The 18,958-nt window shown below is 30.2% G+C and carries 25 protein-coding genes and 2 pseudogenes; 7 read left to right on the plus strand and 20 right to left on the minus strand.

Annotation, left to right across the window (positions count from 1 at the left end):
• Positions 1-9 precede the first annotated feature (9 nt).
• The 18 genes and pseudogenes from IO99_RS13155 to IO99_RS13235 form a co-directional block, all read right to left on the minus strand.
• Positions 10-1,860, minus strand: coding sequence for a terminase large subunit (locus IO99_RS13155; RefSeq protein WP_035134190.1), 1,851 nt, complete (start codon positions 1,858-1,860; stop codon positions 10-12).
• On the minus strand, positions 1,857-2,240 hold the full coding sequence (locus IO99_RS13160) for a P27 family phage terminase small subunit (RefSeq protein ID WP_035134192.1): 384 nt from the start codon (positions 2,238-2,240) through the stop codon (positions 1,857-1,859). The genes IO99_RS13155 and IO99_RS13160 overlap by 4 nt, the downstream gene beginning before the upstream one ends.
• Before the next feature lie 83 nt (positions 2,241-2,323).
• A complete protein-coding gene (locus IO99_RS13165; RefSeq protein ID WP_035134194.1) occupies positions 2,324-2,656 on the minus strand; it encodes a hypothetical protein in 333 nt (110 codons plus the stop codon).
• Positions 2,657-2,658: 2 nt separating this feature from the next.
• Entirely contained in the window at positions 2,659-2,808 is a 150-nt protein-coding gene (locus IO99_RS19140; protein WP_156964369.1) for a hypothetical protein, read from the minus strand.
• 195 nt (positions 2,809-3,003) lie between these two features.
• A complete protein-coding gene (locus tag IO99_RS13170; protein WP_035134196.1) occupies positions 3,004-3,609 on the minus strand; it encodes a tyrosine-type recombinase/integrase in 606 nt (201 codons plus the stop codon).
• A 607-nt stretch (positions 3,610-4,216) separates the two neighbouring features.
• Positions 4,217-4,801 (minus strand): annotated as a pseudogene (locus IO99_RS13175) (DUF4145 domain-containing protein); the annotation flags it as partial.
• Between the two features lie 178 nt (positions 4,802-4,979).
• Positions 4,980-5,537, minus strand: a complete 558-nt coding sequence (locus IO99_RS13180) for a hypothetical protein (RefSeq protein WP_035134200.1) — start codon at positions 5,535-5,537, stop codon at positions 4,980-4,982.
• Between the two features lie 17 nt (positions 5,538-5,554).
• A complete protein-coding gene (locus tag IO99_RS13185) occupies positions 5,555-5,941 on the minus strand; it encodes an HNH endonuclease signature motif containing protein (protein ID WP_035134202.1) in 387 nt (128 codons plus the stop codon).
• Between the two features lie 42 nt (positions 5,942-5,983).
• Positions 5,984-6,241 (minus strand): hypothetical protein, encoded by a 258-nt coding sequence (locus IO99_RS13190; RefSeq protein ID WP_035134311.1) that lies wholly within the window; start codon positions 6,239-6,241, stop codon positions 5,984-5,986.
• 46 nt (positions 6,242-6,287) lie between these two features.
• Complete coding sequence (locus IO99_RS13195) at positions 6,288-7,124, minus strand: hypothetical protein (protein WP_035134204.1); 837 nt, start codon at positions 7,122-7,124, stop codon at positions 6,288-6,290.
• Between the two features lie 282 nt (positions 7,125-7,406).
• Complete coding sequence (locus IO99_RS13200; protein ID WP_035134207.1) at positions 7,407-7,670, minus strand: hypothetical protein; 264 nt, start codon at positions 7,668-7,670, stop codon at positions 7,407-7,409.
• 225 nt (positions 7,671-7,895) lie between these two features.
• Positions 7,896-8,078, minus strand: a complete 183-nt coding sequence (locus IO99_RS13205) for a hypothetical protein (RefSeq protein ID WP_035134209.1) — start codon at positions 8,076-8,078, stop codon at positions 7,896-7,898.
• Positions 8,079-8,107: 29 nt separating this feature from the next.
• Positions 8,108-8,392, minus strand: coding sequence for an ASCH/PUA domain-containing protein (locus IO99_RS13210; RefSeq protein ID WP_242844131.1), 285 nt, complete (start codon positions 8,390-8,392; stop codon positions 8,108-8,110).
• Between the two features lie 89 nt (positions 8,393-8,481).
• The gene (locus IO99_RS13215) at positions 8,482-9,291 is read right to left on the minus strand and encodes a rolling circle replication-associated protein (RefSeq protein ID WP_035134211.1); all 810 of its coding nucleotides are present in this window, start codon (positions 9,289-9,291) and stop codon (positions 8,482-8,484) included.
• Positions 9,292-9,552: 261 nt separating this feature from the next.
• Positions 9,553-9,840 (minus strand): hypothetical protein, encoded by a 288-nt coding sequence (locus tag IO99_RS13220; RefSeq protein ID WP_035134213.1) that lies wholly within the window; start codon positions 9,838-9,840, stop codon positions 9,553-9,555.
• Positions 9,841-9,865: 25 nt separating this feature from the next.
• Positions 9,866-10,240: a hypothetical protein gene (locus tag IO99_RS13225; RefSeq protein ID WP_035134215.1), complete on the minus strand. Its 375-nt coding sequence runs from the start codon at positions 10,238-10,240 to the stop codon at positions 9,866-9,868.
• 19 nt (positions 10,241-10,259) lie between these two features.
• Entirely contained in the window at positions 10,260-10,457 is a 198-nt protein-coding gene (locus IO99_RS13230) for a hypothetical protein (RefSeq protein WP_035134217.1), read from the minus strand.
• Positions 10,441-10,674: a helix-turn-helix domain-containing protein gene (locus tag IO99_RS13235; protein WP_035134219.1), complete on the minus strand. Its 234-nt coding sequence runs from the start codon at positions 10,672-10,674 to the stop codon at positions 10,441-10,443. The genes IO99_RS13230 and IO99_RS13235 overlap by 17 nt, the downstream gene beginning before the upstream one ends.
• A 113-nt stretch (positions 10,675-10,787) precedes the next feature.
• Here IO99_RS13235 and IO99_RS13240 point away from each other — a divergent pair, with 113 nt between their 5' ends.
• Positions 10,788-11,072 (plus strand): hypothetical protein, encoded by a 285-nt coding sequence (locus IO99_RS13240; RefSeq protein ID WP_035134221.1) that lies wholly within the window; start codon positions 10,788-10,790, stop codon positions 11,070-11,072.
• A 438-nt stretch (positions 11,073-11,510) separates the two neighbouring features.
• On the opposite strand, the gene IO99_RS13250 is transcribed toward IO99_RS13240, so the two are convergent.
• Positions 11,511-11,762: a helix-turn-helix domain-containing protein gene (locus tag IO99_RS13250; RefSeq protein ID WP_198028592.1), complete on the minus strand. Its 252-nt coding sequence runs from the start codon at positions 11,760-11,762 to the stop codon at positions 11,511-11,513.
• A 141-nt stretch (positions 11,763-11,903) separates the two neighbouring features.
• On the opposite strand from IO99_RS13250, the gene IO99_RS13255 reads away from it, so the two are divergent.
• The 3 genes and pseudogenes from IO99_RS13255 to IO99_RS13265 all read left to right on the plus strand — a co-directional run bounded on the left by IO99_RS13255 (position 11,904) and on the right by IO99_RS13265 (position 14,198).
• The gene (locus tag IO99_RS13255; protein WP_035134225.1) at positions 11,904-12,371 is read left to right on the plus strand and encodes a helix-turn-helix domain-containing protein; all 468 of its coding nucleotides are present in this window, start codon (positions 11,904-11,906) and stop codon (positions 12,369-12,371) included.
• Positions 12,372-12,394: 23 nt separating this feature from the next.
• Complete coding sequence (locus IO99_RS13260; RefSeq protein WP_035134227.1) at positions 12,395-12,871, plus strand: ImmA/IrrE family metallo-endopeptidase; 477 nt, start codon at positions 12,395-12,397, stop codon at positions 12,869-12,871.
• A 72-nt stretch (positions 12,872-12,943) separates the two neighbouring features.
• A pseudogene (locus IO99_RS13265) lies at positions 12,944-14,198 on the plus strand (site-specific integrase).
• 62 nt (positions 14,199-14,260) lie between these two features.
• Here IO99_RS13265 and rlmD read toward each other — a convergent pair.
• Entirely contained in the window at positions 14,261-15,613 is a 1,353-nt protein-coding gene (rlmD, locus tag IO99_RS13270; protein ID WP_035134229.1) for a 23S rRNA (uracil(1939)-C(5))-methyltransferase RlmD, read from the minus strand.
• A 563-nt stretch (positions 15,614-16,176) separates the two neighbouring features.
• On the opposite strand from rlmD, the gene IO99_RS13275 reads away from it, so the two are divergent.
• From IO99_RS13275 to IO99_RS13285, 3 genes are all read left to right on the plus strand, one after another.
• Positions 16,177-16,743, plus strand: a complete 567-nt coding sequence (locus IO99_RS13275) for a TetR/AcrR family transcriptional regulator C-terminal domain-containing protein (RefSeq protein WP_035134231.1) — start codon at positions 16,177-16,179, stop codon at positions 16,741-16,743.
• 187 nt (positions 16,744-16,930) lie between these two features.
• Entirely contained in the window at positions 16,931-17,509 is a 579-nt protein-coding gene (locus IO99_RS13280) for a manganese efflux pump MntP (RefSeq protein ID WP_035134233.1), read from the plus strand.
• Positions 17,510-17,524: 15 nt separating this feature from the next.
• On the plus strand, positions 17,525-18,880 hold the full coding sequence (locus IO99_RS13285) for a radical SAM/SPASM domain-containing protein (protein ID WP_035134235.1): 1,356 nt from the start codon (positions 17,525-17,527) through the stop codon (positions 18,878-18,880).
• Positions 18,881-18,958 lie beyond the last annotated feature (78 nt).

An 18,958-nucleotide genomic window follows, 5' to 3' on the forward strand; every position in this document is an offset into this window, starting at 1 on the left:
TCTAAAACATTAAATAACTGACATATAACCTTCATACACCCTCTCTAATTGCACATATGCATCTAATAGTGAAGCAAGTCCATCTATACGCCTACGTTGGTTAGATGTTTTTATAGGTTGTATGTTATCATTTTTATCTATCTCTACAGCAGTATTAGTTAAGCACCACTTTAATATTGGATTATTGTTATAATTAATTATTTTCTTTTCTAAATCAGCTCCTAAACTTTTCATAGGCCCACTTAGTGTTTTCTTACCTTGATATACCGGCTCCCAAGTTTCCTTACCAAATGTTTCCTTCATATCTTGTACCCAATATTCAGCAGACCAGGCATCATAACCACCAGAATAAATATATATATCATATTCATTCTGAACTTCTAAAAACCACTCTGTAACATACTTATAATGCACCTTGTTTCCTGGTACTGTTCTAAGCAATCCAATATCTCGCCATATGTCATATGGTATTTTATCCTCATTAACTCTTTTTTCAAGTAAATCTTCTGGTAAGAAATACATTTGAATTACATAAATATTAACATCATTAGGTACTCTGAATAATACTGTTGCACAAGTTAAATCTGTTGTAGAAGAAAGGTCAGAACCACCTATTCCATAACGAGGCTTTAACTTAGTTATATCAAAAGTATCTGTATTATTAATTTGCTCAAATGCAAGCCATGCTTCGCTAGTTGTTTCTCTTATATTAAAGTCCTTACATAAAAGGTTTTTAACTAATAGAGGATTAGATTTAGCTTTATTTACTTTATTAGCTAATTGATCTATTTGTTTTATAGTTCCAAGGCCTGGATTAGCTTTTATCCAGCAATCTTCATCTATCCATTCACGCCTATTGTCTAGTTCATATACAATTGCTAATAATGTATCATCTTTATATCCATTTTCGTCATCATAGCCATTTATAACTCTTTCTACTTCATCATATTTGAGATCAAATACACTTTCTCTAACTGTACCAGCAGTTGTAGTTATAAAAATTAATGGTTCTTCTCTTGCAGTAGTACCATCAACTATAACATCATATAAATTTTTATCATTCCATGCATGAATCTCGTCTAATAAAGCACAATGAACATTAAGTCCATCTAAACTATCTGAATCTCTTCCAAGAGGTCTAAAAAAAGAATCGTTAAATTCTGCAGTTAGTTCTCCTACTAAAGGCTTTACTCTCTTTAGTAGTGTTCTTGACTTTTTAACCATCCTCTTGGATTCAAGCCATATAATTTTTGCTTGGTCTTTCTTAGTTGCACAGGCATAAACTTCTGCTCCAGGTTCTCCATCTGCTAATTGCATGTATAAACCTATTGCTGCTGCTAATGTAGATTTACCATTCTTTCTAGCAACTACAAGAATTACTTCTCTATGCTTTCTATGTCCTGTTATTTTATGAACTATCCCAAATGTAGCGGCTACTAATGCCTTTTGCCATAGTTCCATGATGAATGGTTTCCCACCTAATTTACCTTTACTGTGTCTACAATAATTTTCAATAAACTCTATAGCATGATTAGCTTTACGTGTATCATACTCCCATATGCTATCTTGATTATTTATTATATTTTCAACAAGCTCTTTATAAACTCTATATACTTTATAACTAGTATTTACTGCACCTTGTAGCTTAACTTTATTCAGTTCAACTTTAGCATCTTTTAATTCTTTCTCTTTGGATTTTATCAATAATTCATTTTCACTTTTATTCCTAAGTAATGAATTAATTTCTCGCTTGAGATTTTCTACCTTTTGAAATAATGGCTTATATTGGATTTTCTCCCAATATTCAAGTATAGGATTATAAGTTAATTCATATATTATCTTTCTTACTGTTTTACTCATTTGCTACTCACGAAATCATCAAAGTCATCATCATCATTTTTTTTATTTCCCTTTGGTAAATAATCATTTAGAGCTTTCATAGCTGAAATAAAGTTTTTAACCATCGTATTATATATTTCAACTTCTGGTGACTTCTTAGTTCCCCATTGATTTTCTCCATTTTGATATTCTGTAATCATGCCATTCTGATTTAATGTTTCTTGAAGTTCTCTTAATGTTACTGCCATGTAAGCAGCATTTTGAATTAATGAATCTACTGTCTTTTTTACATCTTTGTTTAAATCCTTAAAAAGAATGTTAATTTTCTTTATCTCTTTTGTAATCTCTAAATCTTTTGCTATCTCTTTACATTTATCATTCGTATTTTTTCTATTTGCCACTCACTACACCACCCCTCAAAAATCACTTGTGCGTTTTTTTAATCTTCGCTATACGGTCTTTGCTATCCACCCCCATGGACATTTTATGGGGGGAGTACTGGAACTAGTTGACCATGTTCATCAAACTTATAACCTTCTCTAATAGATGATAACTTTTTATTTTTCTTGAAGTGTCCTTCCTCCCTATCATGACATTTCTTACACTCATACATAAGATGTGCATGATCCAATGACACGTTAGTATCATTAATGTTTTGTGGTGTTAATAATATTTTATGGTGAACCATGTATCCTAACTCTTCTTCGCAATTCTCACACAGACCACCATCTACAGATACCCTGTACTTGATGTAATCTTCTCTACACATCTTCCATGCTTTGCTATTATAAAAAGCTTTAGCAAAATCCTTGGCCATGTCTACTCCCTACACTTTTTATTATTGATTTCTACAATTTCATATTTGCATGGAATAATAATAACTTTCTCCCCAATTCTTTCAGATAACTCCTTTTCATCTTTGGATATCTGTTCATCATTTAAACTTACTAATGACTTTAAAATAATCATATTTTACCTCCTTTTATAACGAATATTGTGTTTTATATTGATATTATAGTTCGTATTTTCTTGTTTGAATGTTTAATTATCATAGGGAATCACACATTCATCTTCAAAAGTGACTACTTCTATATGCACTTAAAATCTGACCTTGAATGTTTATACCTTATTTTTTTAAACATTCATAAGTTAAAAAATAAAATATCACCTCAAGAAATCATCTAATGATTTACTATATTGGTGATACATTTCTCTATCTAAACCTATATATAATTTAGTCTCTTCTATGCTGCTATGACCTAACATTTCTTTTACAACCACTATATTATTTTCACTTTCTAAGTATATTTTATATGCATAGGTCTTTCGCATACTGTGAGCAGATATGTCTTGTAATCCAAAATATTCACCCGCCTCCTTTAGCATATTACTTACTGCTTGTACTCCTATGTGATGATTAGTTCCTTTTCTACTTTGAAATACATATTCATAGTCCTTTTTATCTTGAATATAATCCTTTAATATAGCTGATAATTTAGGTCTTATCTCAACTATCCTTGGTCTCCTATTTCTTTCTCTTATGTTCTTTGAGTTCTTTTTCTTACCTTCAAATATTTCAAATTCTTTTCTTCTTAGTGCCTCTTTTATATCTCTTACTCTTAAGCTGACTAGATCTCCTGCTCTATATCCAGTTGTAACTCCTACAGTAAAAAGCACATAATTTCTATAATTCCTATACTTAAGGTAATCTTGTATATCTTTTACTCTTTCAACCGATTTTATAGGCTTTGAAGGTCTTTTCTTTGCCACACTTACTTCACCTGCCTAATGTTTCTACTTATCTTTGTCTAATCCTGCTGCTAACTCTCTTATACTTTCTAGCCTTCATGACTTCTCTTAAGTCATCCGTTGCAAGTTCTTTTCTTATGTGTCTACCTCCACAGTATGGGCAAGCTAAATACTTACCACTATTTACTGCACTTTTTAGCTCAGAGGTTAATAATATAAATTCCCTATTGCAACCCCTACATGTATAACTAGCATATATAGCTTCTATACTATCACCACCTTATAAACATAAAAGAAGAAGGCATCCAGCTTCTAACTGAATACCTTCTTCCTAATCATGGAGGACTAACCAAAACTTTATAATATTATATTACTATTGATTTTTATATCCTTCAATGGCATGGTTTGTGCATTAAATGTGCATCTGTGTATATTACTTTGACATAGCCAAAGCTTTCTCTTTTAGTTTAGAAAGATTATTACTACTTCTTAACGGCTGTTCATAAATTTTATCAAGCAATTCAGCAAACACTATATCAACAAGTTCTAATAAATTCTTATCTATATTATTTTGTTTTTCGATATCTCCACCGTTTGTATGCATTGAGCCATTACCTATTTCTTTTATTGCTTTTAAAAAGCCTATATCAAGTTCAACTGCCCATTTAGGTTCATTATTCTTCTCTATTTTTTCTTCAAGAGTTTTAATTTTATTTCCAAGCATTCCTTTCTCAAATCCCTGATCATATAATAACCATTCTAATGCAGACCGATACATTGCCATAGAAGCACTTACTGCCCCTACTGAACGAGCTCTATATGCCTGATCAATATAATATTTTACCTCTTTAGGTGAATTGGGAGTAACACATCCATTATAAGTATCATGTAATACTGCAAGTTCGACTTCTTCTGGGCCTTTATATATAAGTAATAGAGTTTCACTTTCGCATTGTAAACACGTTGCTTTAAATAAACAAGGTAATGATTTTACTACTATTGATTCTGTGAATTCATTTATTTCAAATTCCGGATTATGAGTTACTCGATTAACTACACATCTCCGGATATCTCCACATTTGGGACAAAATAATTCATCTATACATTCTTCAAATCCTAACGTTGTAATTTTTATATTGCTTTCGAATCTTTCTTTTTTAAAGCAATTACTTCTTTCTATAACATCAAGGAACCCACTTAAACTATCAATCATATTTTAACCCCCTAAATTATTAAATAGTTCTATATTATTGCTTATAATTATATAATTCAACAAGTTCACTTAATATCCTCTTAAAACGTACAACTGTATAATTTTTCTAATTTAATATAATTGAACATTTTATCATATTTCAGTACTAGAATAGTATTACTTATCGTTTGTCTTAGAATTAATTATTAAACTCTCTTATACTCTCCGGAAAAAGAATTGTTTTCATAGTATTTATAAGCCTACTCTTATTCCTGGTTATGGTACTTCTATCTCTATCAAGCTTCTCTGCAATTCTTTCTTCGTTGTATCGTTCTCCATGATCTGATAAATACTTAAGCTTTATTATTGGATAATATCTATCATTCTTAATCTTATCTAGTGCGTTTTCTATCCTTTTGATTTCTCTTGATGTTTCAAGCTTCTCCAACTCATACTTTTCTATTAAGTTCATATATCTATCTTGCCCACTAATATTCCCTCCTGAGGTTTGATAGACTACAATTGAACCACTCTTTTGAGGAAGTCCATGGTCTTTTATATATTTAATATCTTCATCCTTTTGTTTAAGTGCAGCTTTTAAATTATTATAGTTATATAACAATAATTCAACTTTTTTAAAGTAACTCATTTCATTTTTAATCATCTTTGAGTTCCTCAGCTCCTGGATAACTTCCTTCGCTGTTTCCTTTGCTGTTTTTGCTATTGCATCTTCAATATTTACTGTCTTATTACCCATATTAATTTCCTCCTCACTTATGCTCGTCCTATAATTAATTTACCACCCATTAATACTCTTATTAGCTCCTCTTTGTCCACTTTATTTCCTTTCGTGTATAAAGACTTATATAATGCATATATATCATTTTCTTTTATATCTAAAGCTTCTTTTACTTCCTCTAAGGTTATTTCATCTTCCGTGAATAGCTCCTGCAGACTTTCTTGTAAATCTAGTTTCATTTTCTTATCAATCTTACTATCCCCATGTACTCCATATTTATTATCCCTATGGCAAGTTCCACATAAGTACTTATGATTTATTTTGCAATCCTTTAAAACTCTACTCTGACTCTTGTGAACTATGTGATGAAGCTCTACCACTCCATATCCCCCACATTTTTCACAGTAATCTATCTTTGCCATATTTAACCCTTCTTTCTTGTTTACTTTTTATTGAGTTATGAATTAATCTTCGTCAGTTTCTACTTGTCCTGACTCTTCCAACCATTCTTCTACACATTCTAAGCAGGTGTACGCTGATACTGCTCCATCATCAGTAAATCCACTTTCACATAATGCCTGTTCACCTTGTTTTATCTCTCTTTCACAAGATACACACTTATGAGGTTTTCTACATTTAACAACCTTTTCTTTATAATCTCTTATATCTTCGTCTAACCCATAAATGCCACTATCAATATATAAATCTTTATCATATTTCATAATTTTATCTCCTTCACCATTCCTACAGATTTTCTTGAATTGTGAACTAAAAACCATTCCAAATTTGTTCACCTTTATAGTCAAAAGTTTCTTTATCATTGAAATCATCTTCGTTAAGATCTTTAATTCTTTTTCTACTTCTAGAAATATATAATTTACTTCTAATTTTTGTATTAGGTTGTCCTATTTCTAATAAATCATCAAACTCAGTTAACTTTCTATATTCTTCTTGATAATTTGCTTTTAAATGTTTAAAAAAATAATTTCTATGAAAAGGGCAAAATGTACATGCACTTGCTTTAGTTTCCAAACCCCAAACATCTTTTATATAGGCATAATTATCTTTTCTTTCTAAGTTCATATCACATAAAGGAAACTTATTAACGAACATCTTGTGTGGATTATCTTTACACCTATGTTTTTCTTCAACCGAAAAACCTAGATGCATCTCATGAGCTTTTAAGTCCTCACCCCTAGTACGTTGTCCCTTTTTATAACCTAGTAGATTTGATCTAATAAACTTTTGCATTACATTTATTTTGTAATCTAAAGTGCAATTTCTCATCATTTTACCTTTCTTACCACTTTCATCAATAGTCCAAAAAGGAATGCTTACTACTCTAGCTTTTCCAAAATTCTCAATATAGTGAGAATGAAGATTACTCTCTAACACATAAAAAGGTATTCCCACATCTTCACAAACACACTGGATAAAATAAACCTGGTCATATACCCATCTAGGTTCTTCTCCTAGATCACAAAATAATATTGCATCATAGATTGGTACTTCTGGATATATATCATCTCCATATTTCTTCTTTTCACAACTCATTAACGCTAATGCTGTACTTTGCATTCCTGCTCCACAGCTTAATATTTTCATTTTTCCTCCTCGTCAGGAGGTGAGTACTCACATTTTAACTAGTATTACTCCGATTTTATTTATTTCGTTTTATTTACAAACTCTTATTGGATTGCGAAATAAAAAATACCGCATATTCTTTTTTGAATAATACGGTATTTTTGATAACTTATATTTAATTCTCTATTCATAATATTTTATAATTAGATTTAATTTAATCTATAAACTGAAATTTAACAAGTATACCTTATTTCAATGAGGCACACTACATAAAATGCTCAACTCCAAACAAAAGTATGATTATTATAGTTGTATTGCACCACTTGTTAAATCCTCACGAAACTTATTTGCAAGGTTTTCTGTCAACCTAGATTTCTTATAGTGTTCAAGCACAAAACTACGATAACTTTTTCCATCTACAAGTATATCGCTTTTTTTAGTCAATAACCAATTCCCATTACCCCCTCCTTGTTCCCTAATACTCCATTCCTTGCCATACTTTTTATAGATTTCATGTTTTTTACCTTGAACAGACATTGATTCACTTGGAATAAAACTTATTTGCATTATAAAACCACCTTCATTTTTATTTTATGCAGATATTCGTAAAAGATATAATCTGCTGTACGCCTTCTCCTTCAAATAAATCCTAACTTATAAGTTAGTAGAAAATGATAACTCATATAATAATACAGTCATGAGTTAATTATAACATATTCTTCTAATACCGTACTATTCAATTTTCAAAGATCAAATTCTATTAACTATTTCACACTTCCTACAAATTGCGTATTACTCCGAAATTTTCAAAGGGCAATCTTTACGACATCCTTCTTCTGGACACTTAGGTCTATTGCCTAATCCAAAACATGCAATTACGCTTTCTCCATTTAAATCTAATCCTTTAACGCCACATAACATGCATGATGAACACTTAGGCTTTTCTATAAAACTTAATTCAAAAACATATCTCATGAAATTTACTCCTTTACAACAACTATAAATTACTGTATTCCTAAAATTACATAACCTTCTTCTAATCCACATTGTCCACCTTGTAAGATATAAACTATTTTCTTAACTGTTTCATTATTTGTATAATGAGCTGGTATATATATGCCATCTTTATAGTCCGTATCTCCAGGATGGTATTCTTTTAGGATTAAAGTATCTCCAACTTGGAAATCCCTATCATTCTTTCTTAACTCAAATGTTTTTCTACCTTGTTCAACATCCTTAAAATACTTTATAAGTAACTTTAATTCATGTTTTTTCATAATTTCACTCATTACTTCCTTTCTCCTAGACCTCAACTCCTTGTTAAAACAGAGGGAGCGACCTTATATTTTCAGGGGGTAACTTACTAATATAATTTTATTCATTCCTTTTTCCACATCTTCAAATATACTGACCATCCTATTAAATCCTGATAAACTGGACTAGCTTCGACTACCCTATATCCTTTGTACTGCTCTTCCCAAAATCTAAAATCATTTTCTTTTATAAGCTTCTCTATTTTTCTCTTACTGTACTTATAATCATTTTTTATAGATTCAGGCCTTATTAAATTTCTTGAAGAGCTCCATCTCTTTTTACCTTTTTTGTTATTTCTACTTTTGGTTATATATCTACTTATTCCTTCAAGTCCATTTTCATTAGGTTGTAATCTATCGGCATTTATAAATCCTATAGTGTCCCCTTCTTTTTCACCCTTCTTTTTACGTTTACTCCAAAGCTCCTCAACTTCATCTCTACTCAAACCTTTATTCATTAAAATGTGGTGATGTATTCTTATTGGCTTGTCCTCATTTTCATCTGCCATAATATATTCTGTTACTAAAATGTATTTTAAAGGTTCAAGCTCTTTCTTCTTTCTTCTATGATTTAATCTTCTAAAAAAATTACTTACCTCTTTTTCTGCATCTTCTAGTGTTTCAGGAAGATATTTATCTTTATAGGTACATGTAACATGTAAATCTCCCTTACCAAAATTCCCATTTGCAAGTTGAGTAATATATCTCTTAGAATTTTTATCATTCAAGTTTTTCTGTTTGGGTTCTGATTCTTTTACTCTTTTTGCTCTCTTGCCCTTTACTGTTTTTTCTTGCCATATTGTCCTAGGGATTATATCCACCTCTAAATATTTCTTCCCACAAAATATCCTTTTTTCTCTCATGAAGTTTCTCACGGTATTCCCCCCTCATGTATCCTTATAGGTCCTCTTATTAGTCTTAATTCTATAACTATCTTTTTATTTTATTTTTTATTTAATATCTAAATAGTTATAATGTTAATACCCCATACGAGCTATATAAAAGGTATTAAATTCTCTATTTTCATTGATTAATACCGTGAATTTTGATATACTTTAATTAGGTAATTTTTGTATACCACACGGTATATTTAGGAAATACTTTTTCATTGCAGTGAAAAGTATTTCCTTTTATTTTTATCTTGTATTTTGACACTTAGATATTCCTCCACATTTAGAACATTTAACATCATATTTTAAAGACCATGCAGAATATCCACAACTTGTACACACCTTTATCCACAACATATCTTTTCTTGTTACTAATTTATAAGTTGCCTGGCAAAGATCGGCTAAATTTTTAAATTTGGTTATTTTTTCAAAACTAATATTATTGAATTTGATATCATCTGTTACTATATTTAGAATTTCTTTAAATTCATCTTTAGTTGTGTTCCTTGATAGATAATTAAAAAGCTCTATCATAAACTCAACTCCTTCTTAAAATCATTTAATGAAAATATTCTGTAAGTTTCTCACACATTGCTTTTACAGCATCATAAACCTCTGCTTTGTTGTATTTAGAGCTATTGATTTTAACCTCAATCTTTATAGCTTCTGATGAATCAATTAATATATTATCTTCTAATATAGCTATACCACCACCAATCTTTCCTTCTAAAGCAATCTGTGTTGGATATATACTGTGAAGCTGCTCATGAGCTTCACTCTCTTGAACAGCTTCACTTAATATTTCTATTGCTACATCCAATGCTTTGATATCTTCTTCTTTAGTTTCAATACTTTCATATTCTTTATATAAATCTTTAAGGTCCTGCAAGTGCTCCATAACTTCTTTTGGATTTACGTTAAATTTATTTTTCATTATTAATCCTTTCATCTACCTAACAATAGATATAAACAATATTGTCTAATGCTTCCCTAATTAAATTCCCTAAAACTGAATCATTAAAAAACTTAATCTTGTGCTCTTTTTCTAAAGTGTTTTTTATAGCGCACAGATCAACCTCTTTATTTATTTCTAGTACACTCTCTGTTGCCTGTTGAACTTTTACCTTTATATCTTTAGATATTGTTTTCATGATGCTCCTCCTTACTAATGTCTTTAATATCCCTAGGATTTGTAATATCCTTTCCTTCATATCTAGATAGAAATTCCTCAAGTGAAACTTTCCTAATTTTATAACTTCCTAGTTTTAATACTGGAAGTAATCCTGCCTTTATAAGTTCATATACATATGTTTTATTAGTTTTAATTAGCTTTGAAACTTCTGGTACTGTATAAAGAATATCCTCCATGTTTATACCTCCTGATTAATTAAATATTTCGTATTAGTTGATTTAAACAATTCTTTAAAATCTTCTATACTCCCCCAATAAATGTTAGAATGTTATTGAAAGGGGGTAAATTTATGAATTACGAACTAAAACTTTCAGTACTATCTTTATTGATTTCATTAATATCAGTTATTATTTCTTTAATAACAGCGTACAATAATCGCAAACGACTAAATGTGGAAATCGAGCCTGGATTAAGTGAAATAGACGACATATTCTTAAACATCATTGATTATGAAAATAATTCTCCTATAATGAACTTTGGCCATGGCAGAGTATGTTATATTAAAGTTGTTAATCCATCTCCATGTGACATTGCTTTTTTTGATTTAAGAGTTGTAGACTTAAAAAAAAACTAAGCCAATATTTTTTTTAACAAGTGCAATATTAGAATTGTATTCATATCCGTCTCAACAAAAATTATTCCATTCTTGTGAAAATTCAATATCAAAATTATCTATACCTAACTCTAATTATGGTATTTTCAAATCTAATAGTTTTACTAGAATTGATCTCGCGTTCTTTCCAGAAAATGCTACCGAGATTTTAATTTCATTTAAAGTTGCAATTTCAACCATAAAACCTAATAATGAAGCAGGTCTAAGAAAAAAATTTAAATATTATAAAAAAATATTTGCACTTACTTTTTAGTTACTAAAGCAATAATTATACTTAAAAATAATGAAAGTATACTTACGATAAATGCTATAATTGGTATATTATTTTCCATTTTCATTTCCTTTCTGCTGCTCCTGAACTCGTGCTTCTGGAGCAGTCTCTCTTTTATCTTCCATTCCTTATACACCTCCCCCAAAATCCTTATTTTGATTTGGCATTAATTCAATAAATAAATATGGTAGATTTTCATCCGGGAAAAATGTTTTGTTTATAAGCATCGCTTCATCAAGATATATTGGAGATTTCCCAGATAACTTTCTACTAGCAGTATCTCTATTAATGTCTAGCAACTCAGAAATTTTAGAAATAGTTATTTCTTTCCTTGCCATTTCAGCTCTTAAGTTAGAAAATTTTATTTTTGAATTTCTCACATCTATCCCTCCTTTAACGCATTGCGTGGTTATATTTTCATAATATAGCGCAATGCGTTAAATGTCAATACTTTATTTGAAAAAAATATTGCAATGCGTGAAAAAAGTAGTATAATAATAATTGGAAAGGATGTTGGTTATATGGAATTTTATAAAATATTACAGAAAATAATGCTAGATAAAAACTTATCTATCCCTGATATCTCTAGAGCCACTGGACTATCTGATTCTACAATAAGAAGTATAATTTCTAGAAAAACTAAAAATGTTTCATTAGAAGTTGCGTTTAAACTATCTGAAGGACTTAATGTAACTTTGGAAGAATTAAATGGTGATGCCCCTTGTACTAAAATGAATAATTTAGCTAAAGAAGAAGAAATCCTTTTATCTAATTTCAATAAATTAAATGATTTAGGAAAAAATGAAGCTAATAAAAGAGTTGCTGAATTAACTGAAATAGCTAAATACTCATATACTCACGAAACCAAACATAATGATGAATCCTATATTCCTACTACTTTTGCTGCTCATGATGATAGTGATCCTGAAATTGCAAAGCATGATGCAGATGTAGCAAGAAAGTTTTTATCTAAAATTAAAAAGAAATAGTTTTACAATTGGGGTGGGGTTATATGACACAATATGAAAAAATGGTTGCAACAGCTCAAACTTACGGAATAGAAGTCTATGAACTAGATGAGTTTAGAGGTAGGAGTGGCTTTTATTCCGATAATGTAATAATGCTAAATAAAGATTTAACTGATAAAGAGAAATATTGCATTATGTTTGAAGAATTAGGACATCATTTTACTACTGTTGGAGATATATCTGATCAAACTAAAATTGAAAATAGAAAACAAGAAGTGATTGCACGTAGGTGGAGTTATGAAAAAATTATCGGTATAGTAGATTTAATAAATGCCCATAACAATGGATGCAAAAGCAAATACGAAGTTGCTGAATATTTAAATGTTACAGAAGAGTTGTTAGAAGAAGTTTTAGGTTATTACAAATGTAAATATCCTGATTATTTTCAAATTGATAATTACTATCTTATATTTAATAATGGGTTAGAGGTTATAGAAAAAATTCAATTTACCTATAAATAGGGGGTAACTTTATATTTTTTTAATTTCTACAGAACATATATTTGTACTTTACAAAAGGAAGGATGATATTATATGTCTCAAGTAAACGTTAAAAAGCGAGGTACTAAATGGCAATATATATTTGAAGGTGCTAAAATCGATGGAAAAAGAAAAAGAATCACGAAGAGTGGATTTAGAACTAAAAAAGAAGCTTTAGAAGCAGGGGTAGCAGCTCTAGCTGAATATAATAATGCAGGAGCACATTTTGAACCATCTGAAATTTCAGTATCAGATTATATGGACTATTGGTACAAAAATTATACTTTGACCAATTGTAAATATAATACTCAACAAGGATATGGACGAATAATAAAAAATCATATTAAACCGGCAATAGGACCTTATAAATTAAAATCACTTACACCTTCTATTCTTCAAGAATTTATAACAAGAATTTATAAATGGTAAATATAAAAACGGGTATTCAAAGAATTATCTTATTAATATGATTACAGTTTTAAGTGGTTCTCTAAAATATGCAGTACACCCTTGTAAATTTATTAAAGATAATCCAATGCAATATGTAAGATACCCTAAATATGAACACTCAAAGTTAGAAACTAATCATAAACTTATTTCAAATGAAGACTTTAATAAAATTATTGATAGATTTCCTTTTGGATCGTCATTTTATATGTCACTTGTTTTAGGATATTATACAGGGTGCCGAATTGGTGAAGTTATGGGGCTAACTTGGGATGATGTTGACTTCAATAACTCTAGTATATGTATAAATAAAATTATGTATAAAAGAGATAAATCTATGTGTTTTGGAAGCACTAAAACTTTATCTTCCGTAAGGACAATTAAAATAAGCAAGACATTAATTAATATCTTAAAAGCTCAAAAGAAATGGCAGATAGAAAATAGGATGAAATATGGTTCTCATTATACTCAACAATATATTAAAGAAGAGCATATTGGTAATGAGGTAATTAAAAGATTATATTCTTTCCCTTCATCTTTTGAGTTTCCTTTTGAAAAAGTTAATCTAATTAATACAAAGGAAAATGGTGAAATGATAACACCTGACTCATTTAAATATGCATCACGTGTTATTCATAATGATTTAGGCCTGACATTTAACTTTCATTCACTTAGACACACTCATGCTACAACTCTTATTGAAAATGGAGCAAATATTAAAGATGTGCAAACAAGGCTTGGACATTCTAAAGTTCAAACAACACTTGATACCTATACCCATGCTACTGAAAAAATGGCTGAAGAAACTGTTGAGATATTTGATAAGGCAATAAATGATGATTGTTGCCCGAATAAAATTTAGGGCAACAAATGGGCAACAAATCACCATAATATATATTCATTCACTTCAACAAACCGTTGGTATTACTTACTTAGCTTTACTACCGTCTCAACATGCGGCGTGTGCGGGAACATATCCATAACTTTCACTTTTTCCACCTTATATCCATTAGCAGTTAATACTTCTAAATCTACTGCTAGGGTTTTAGGGTTACAGGATACGTAGATTATTTCTTTGGCGTCAAATTTCATTACGTAGTCTAATGCTACTGGGTGTACTCCTGGTCTTGGTGGGTCTAGGATAATTATGTCTGGTTTTTCTGTTACATTTTTTATGGTTACGGCTACGTCTCCTGCTATGAATTCACAGTTGTTTAGGCCGTTGATTTTAGCATTTTCTTTTGCAGCTTCTACGGCTTCTTCTATTAGTTCTATGCCTACTACTTTTTTTGCTTTTGGAGCTACTATTTGTCCTATGGTTCCTGTTCCGCAGTATAGGTCAAATACTACTTTATCTTCTGATTCACCTATGAAGTCTCTTACTATAGAGTAAAGCTTCTCGGCTCCTTTAGTGTTAGTTTGGAAAAAGGCAAAGGGATTTATTTTAAATTTTAATCCTAGAAGATTTTCTATTATATAGTCTTTTCCATGTAGTATTTCTACAGAGTCTGCTTGCACTACATCTGATAGAGAATCATTCAAGGTATGGATTATTCCTGTGAGCTCTCCTTTTAGATTTAATCCTTTTAAAACATCTACAAAGGCTGTGAAGTCATATTCTACTTGGGTAGTTGTAACTATGTTAACTAATATTTCTCCTGTGTTTATAGCCTTTCTTACTACTAGATTTCTTAAAAAACCTTCATGTTTTAAGATTCTATAGTAAGGAAGGTTTTCTCCTCTGAAGTGGTTTATTGTTGCATTTATTATAGCTCTGAAGTCTTCGTCTACTATTTGACAGTTATGTACTGATACTATGGAAAAGCTTTTTCCTTTAGCATGCATTCCTAGGGTTAGTTCTCCACCTTTTTCAAAGTCTCCAAAGGTGAATTCCATTTTATTTCTGTATTCATAGTGAAGTGGGCTGCTTTCTATTCCTAGGTACTCGTAATCTGTTATACCCTTGTTATCTAAAAGCGCTTTTACTTGTTCTTCTTTAAATTTAAGTTGAGTGTCTAGTGATAAGTCTCCTTGACTACATCCTCCACAAATTCCAAAGATATCGCAGGCTGGCTTTACCTTGTAGTCTACATCTTCTAAAACTTCAAGAAGTTTAGCTTCTACTCCATTGGAATTTTTTTTAGTTACTCTTGCTCTAACCTTTTGCCCGGGCAATGCATTTTTTATAGCTACTTTTTCTCCTTCATGGAAGGCAACTCCCTTTCCTGGAAATTCTGTACCCTCTATGATAAATTCATATTCTTTTCTCTTTCTCATGTTTATCTCCTTATCTAATAAAATTCTATGTTAATTTAAATTTTTTATTTAAAAATAATTTCATTTATTAGGTATATTTAAAAGTTTTAATTAAATTTTTTACCCTCTATTTTGGGGCTTAAAATATGACTCTAAAAATCACCAAAACCTCTGAAACCCGCATAAACAGAACAAATAGTTAACTAGTTATATAGTTTCCTAGTTAAAAATTTATATAGGTATATTGTTTTATTGTTCCCTATTTAACTATTTTAATATTTCTATAGTTTCATATTTATATAGGTTAATAGTTTTCTAGATATATTGTTTCCTAGTTAAATAGGTATATGTTTATTTGAAATTACCTAGTTTATTATATATTATCCCCCAAATTTTATCTAGGCTTTTATGGTATAGTATATGAATTTTAGAACTTTACCATTGTCTTTGATTAAATACCACTTACATTAATGGCATATATGTGGCTTAATTGACATAAAATACATGAAGTTGATATAATGATTAAAACTGTGGAAAACTTTGAGTTAACTTTTAGAATATCTTTAAAGGGGTGAGGTTATACTGTGAGATCTAAAAAAGAAAATACTAAAGCACTGATAGTTGATAGCTTTAAAAAATTAATGACTCAACATTCCTTTGATAAGATAACTATAAAAATGATTACTGATGAGGCTAAGTTAATAAGACCTTCCTTTTACAACCACTTTGCTGATAAGTATGAACTGCTTGAATGGATTTGTTATAAGGATATATTTGAAGGTGCAACCCTTCTTATAGATAATAAAATGTTTAATGAGACAATTCTTTTTGTTCTTACTAGAATAGAAAATAATAAAGAGTTTTATGTTAAAGCTATGAAAATAGAAGGACAAAATTCCTTTGAGAGTATAATATATAAATTTCTTCTTAAGATGTTTGAAGAATTATTTTCTGTGCTAGATATAGAAAATATGAATTTTGAAGGAATTCTTACCGCTTCTGAAATTGCTAATTATTACTCTAGAGGTTTAACCTATTTTTTAATTACTTGGCTTAAAAAAGGTGTACAAGTTCCTGCTCATGAGTTAGCTGAAAAATATTATTTACTACTTTCTAATTCCTTAGAAGATATTGTGTTCAAGCCATTATAAAAAGTTATGGGGCTTTAGCAAAATATCTTACTAATCTTATATAAAACAATTAAATAGATTTGTTTTAAAGCAACTACATAAGTTGCTTTTTGTTTTTTTTGATATACATTTAGGGCGAAGTGTATTTTTACATAAAAATCTATATTGACTATAATTTAAGAAAACAGATTATGAAAGGAAGATGCTTATGAGTGTTCTGGAAGTAATCATAGTATCAATAGGATTGTCTTTAGATGCATTTACAGTGACAGTATGTACAGGTGCAACTCAACCTTATCTTAAAAAGCGTATGGATTTTATTGTTGGTCTTGCATTTGGGGGAATACAAGCTATTATGCTTACTATTGGAATGATGATTACCAAGTTTCCAGTAAGCTCAATTTATTCTGAAACTTTTAAATCCATCAATCAATGGTTTTCTGCAATTATTTTCATTTTCTTAGGACTGAAGATGATAAAAAATGCACTTACTATTAAATCTATCAATGAGCAAAGGGAAAGTTTTAATTATAGAAATATTTTTTCCTTAGCCTTTGCAACTAGTTTGGATGCTTTAGTATTAGGAATTGGCTTTGCTCTACTGCGCACTGAAATTATTATAGATATGTTTATCATATTTGTGATAACAGGGATTTCATCTATTGTTGGGCTTAGGGTAGGCTACCGTGTGGGTGATAAGTACAGAGTTGCAGTTAATATCTGTGGTAGCGTTATATTGCTTATTATGGGAGTAAAAATGATACTTTCTTACTTTAAAATTATTTAAAATGGGGGTTGGCTTATGTTAAATGTAAAATATAAAATTGAAAAGGCTGCTTTAAAGCAGGGACTTGGATACTTAAAGAAAAATCCTGAGAAAAACTTTGAGAAAATTGTTCATTGGTTAAGGAAGTTTGATACAGAAAATTTATATACTCCTCAATATGATGCCATTGAAGGATTTTTAAAGGAGAAGGATAATAACTGGGTAGAGCTTATGACTAAATTAGCCAAAGAAGTGAATCCTCATATTTTAGAGACTGTGTTTAGTAACTTCCTTCTTAATTCTTCTATTAGAGGTTGGAGTGAATCTAGGAAAAAATCTAAGGAGTATGGATATGAAATTCCCTTTACTCTACTTATAGATCCTACTACTGCTTGTAATAAGAAATGTATTGGTTGTTGGGCTGCTGATTATAACAAGGCTTTAAATTTAAGCTACGATGAATTAGATAGTTTACTTATTCAAGGTAAGGATTTAGGTATCTTCTTTTATATAATGACTGGTGGTGAGCCTTTAGTTAGAAAGAATGATATTTTAAAACTGGCTAAGAAACATAATGATTGTGTGTTTATGATATTTACTAATGGAACCTTAATTGACCAGGCTTTCTGTGAAGACCTATGTGAAGTTGGAAATATAGTTCCTACTATTAGTGTTGAAGGCTTTGATGATGCTACTGACGCAAGACGTGGTGATGGTTCTTGGAAGGATATTACTCGTGCTATGGCTCTTATGAAAGAAAATAGAGTTCCTTTTGGATTCTCAACTTGCTTTACAACTAATAACTGTGACAGCGTTTTATCTGAAGAGTTTATAGATATGATGATAGATATGGGTGCTTATTTCTCTTGGTACTTCACTTTTATGCCTATAGGCTGCAAAACAGATACTTCCTTAATGGCTAATCCTGATCAAAGAGAAAAACTTTATCGTACTATAAGAGGTTGGCGCTCAACTAAACCAATCTTTAATATGGATTTCTGGCATGATGCTGAATATGTTGGTGGCTGTGTGGCTGGTGGAAGAAGATACTGCCATATTAACGCTAATGGTGATGTGGAACCTTGTGTATTCTGTCACTACTCCAGTGCCAATATAAAGGAAGTTCCTTTAATTGAAGCTCTAGGACAGCCACTGTTTATGGAATACCAAAAGAATCAACCTTTTAATAAAAATCAATTTAGACCTTGCCCAATTCTTGATAATGCTCCAAAGATTGCAGAGATGGTTAAGGCTTCTGGGGCTAAGTCTACAGAGTATGTAGATCCTGAAAATGTAGATGATTTAGTAGCTAAAACTATAGACTATGGTGAAACTTGGGCTAAACGTGCTGAACCACTATGGGAAGAAAATTTAATGTGTAAAAATAAATAAACTATGCCCCATTGGGTAAGGAATTTTACTCCTGGCCTATGGGGTACTTTTATGAATAATAAAGTAATGCTGTTTCTT

It is taken from the genome of Clostridium sulfidigenes (genome assembly GCF_000732635.1).
GTDB classification, from domain to species: Bacteria; Bacillota; Clostridia; order Clostridiales; family Clostridiaceae; genus Clostridium_J; species Clostridium_J sulfidigenes.

Bases quoted from the DNA above. Each gene is read 5' to 3' on its own strand.
- IO99_RS13155 (WP_035134190.1), bottom strand. From the start codon at position 1,860: ATGAGTAAAACAGTAAGAAAGATAATATATGAATTAACTTATAATCCT.
- IO99_RS13165 (WP_035134194.1), bottom strand. From the start codon at position 2,656: ATGGCCAAGGATTTTGCTAAAGCTTTTTATAATAGCAAAGCATGGAAG.
- IO99_RS19140 (WP_156964369.1), bottom strand. From the start codon at position 2,808: ATGATTATTTTAAAGTCATTAGTAAGTTTAAATGATGAACAGATATCC.
- IO99_RS13180 (WP_035134200.1), bottom strand. From the start codon at position 5,537: ATGGGTAATAAGACAGTAAATATTGAAGATGCAATAGCAAAAACAGCA.
- IO99_RS13185 (WP_035134202.1), bottom strand. From the start codon at position 5,941: ATGGCAAAGATAGATTACTGTGAAAAATGTGGGGGATATGGAGTGGTA.
- IO99_RS13190 (WP_035134311.1), bottom strand. From the start codon at position 6,241: ATGAAATATGATAAAGATTTATATATTGATAGTGGCATTTATGGGTTA.
- IO99_RS13195 (WP_035134204.1), bottom strand. From the start codon at position 7,124: ATGAAAATATTAAGCTGTGGAGCAGGAATGCAAAGTACAGCATTAGCG.
- IO99_RS13200 (WP_035134207.1), bottom strand. From the start codon at position 7,670: ATGCAAATAAGTTTTATTCCAAGTGAATCAATGTCTGTTCAAGGTAAA.
- IO99_RS13205 (WP_035134209.1), bottom strand. From the start codon at position 8,078: ATGAGATATGTTTTTGAATTAAGTTTTATAGAAAAGCCTAAGTGTTCA.
- IO99_RS13210 (WP_242844131.1), bottom strand. From the start codon at position 8,392: ATGAGTGAAATTATGAAAAAACATGAATTAAAGTTACTTATAAAGTAT.
- IO99_RS13220 (WP_035134213.1), bottom strand. From the start codon at position 9,840: ATGATAGAGCTTTTTAATTATCTATCAAGGAACACAACTAAAGATGAA.
- IO99_RS13225 (WP_035134215.1), bottom strand. From the start codon at position 10,240: ATGAAAAATAAATTTAACGTAAATCCAAAAGAAGTTATGGAGCACTTG.
- IO99_RS13230 (WP_035134217.1), bottom strand. From the start codon at position 10,457: ATGAAAACAATATCTAAAGATATAAAGGTAAAAGTTCAACAGGCAACA.
- IO99_RS13235 (WP_035134219.1), bottom strand. From the start codon at position 10,674: ATGGAGGATATTCTTTATACAGTACCAGAAGTTTCAAAGCTAATTAAA.
- IO99_RS13240 (WP_035134221.1), top strand. From the start codon at position 10,788: ATGAATTACGAACTAAAACTTTCAGTACTATCTTTATTGATTTCATTA.
- IO99_RS13255 (WP_035134225.1), top strand. From the start codon at position 11,904: ATGGAATTTTATAAAATATTACAGAAAATAATGCTAGATAAAAACTTA.
- IO99_RS13260 (WP_035134227.1), top strand. From the start codon at position 12,395: ATGACACAATATGAAAAAATGGTTGCAACAGCTCAAACTTACGGAATA.
- rlmD (WP_035134229.1), bottom strand. From the start codon at position 15,613: ATGAGAAAGAGAAAAGAATATGAATTTATCATAGAGGGTACAGAATTT.
- IO99_RS13280 (WP_035134233.1), top strand. From the start codon at position 16,931: ATGAGTGTTCTGGAAGTAATCATAGTATCAATAGGATTGTCTTTAGAT.
- IO99_RS13285 (WP_035134235.1), top strand. From the start codon at position 17,525: ATGTTAAATGTAAAATATAAAATTGAAAAGGCTGCTTTAAAGCAGGGA.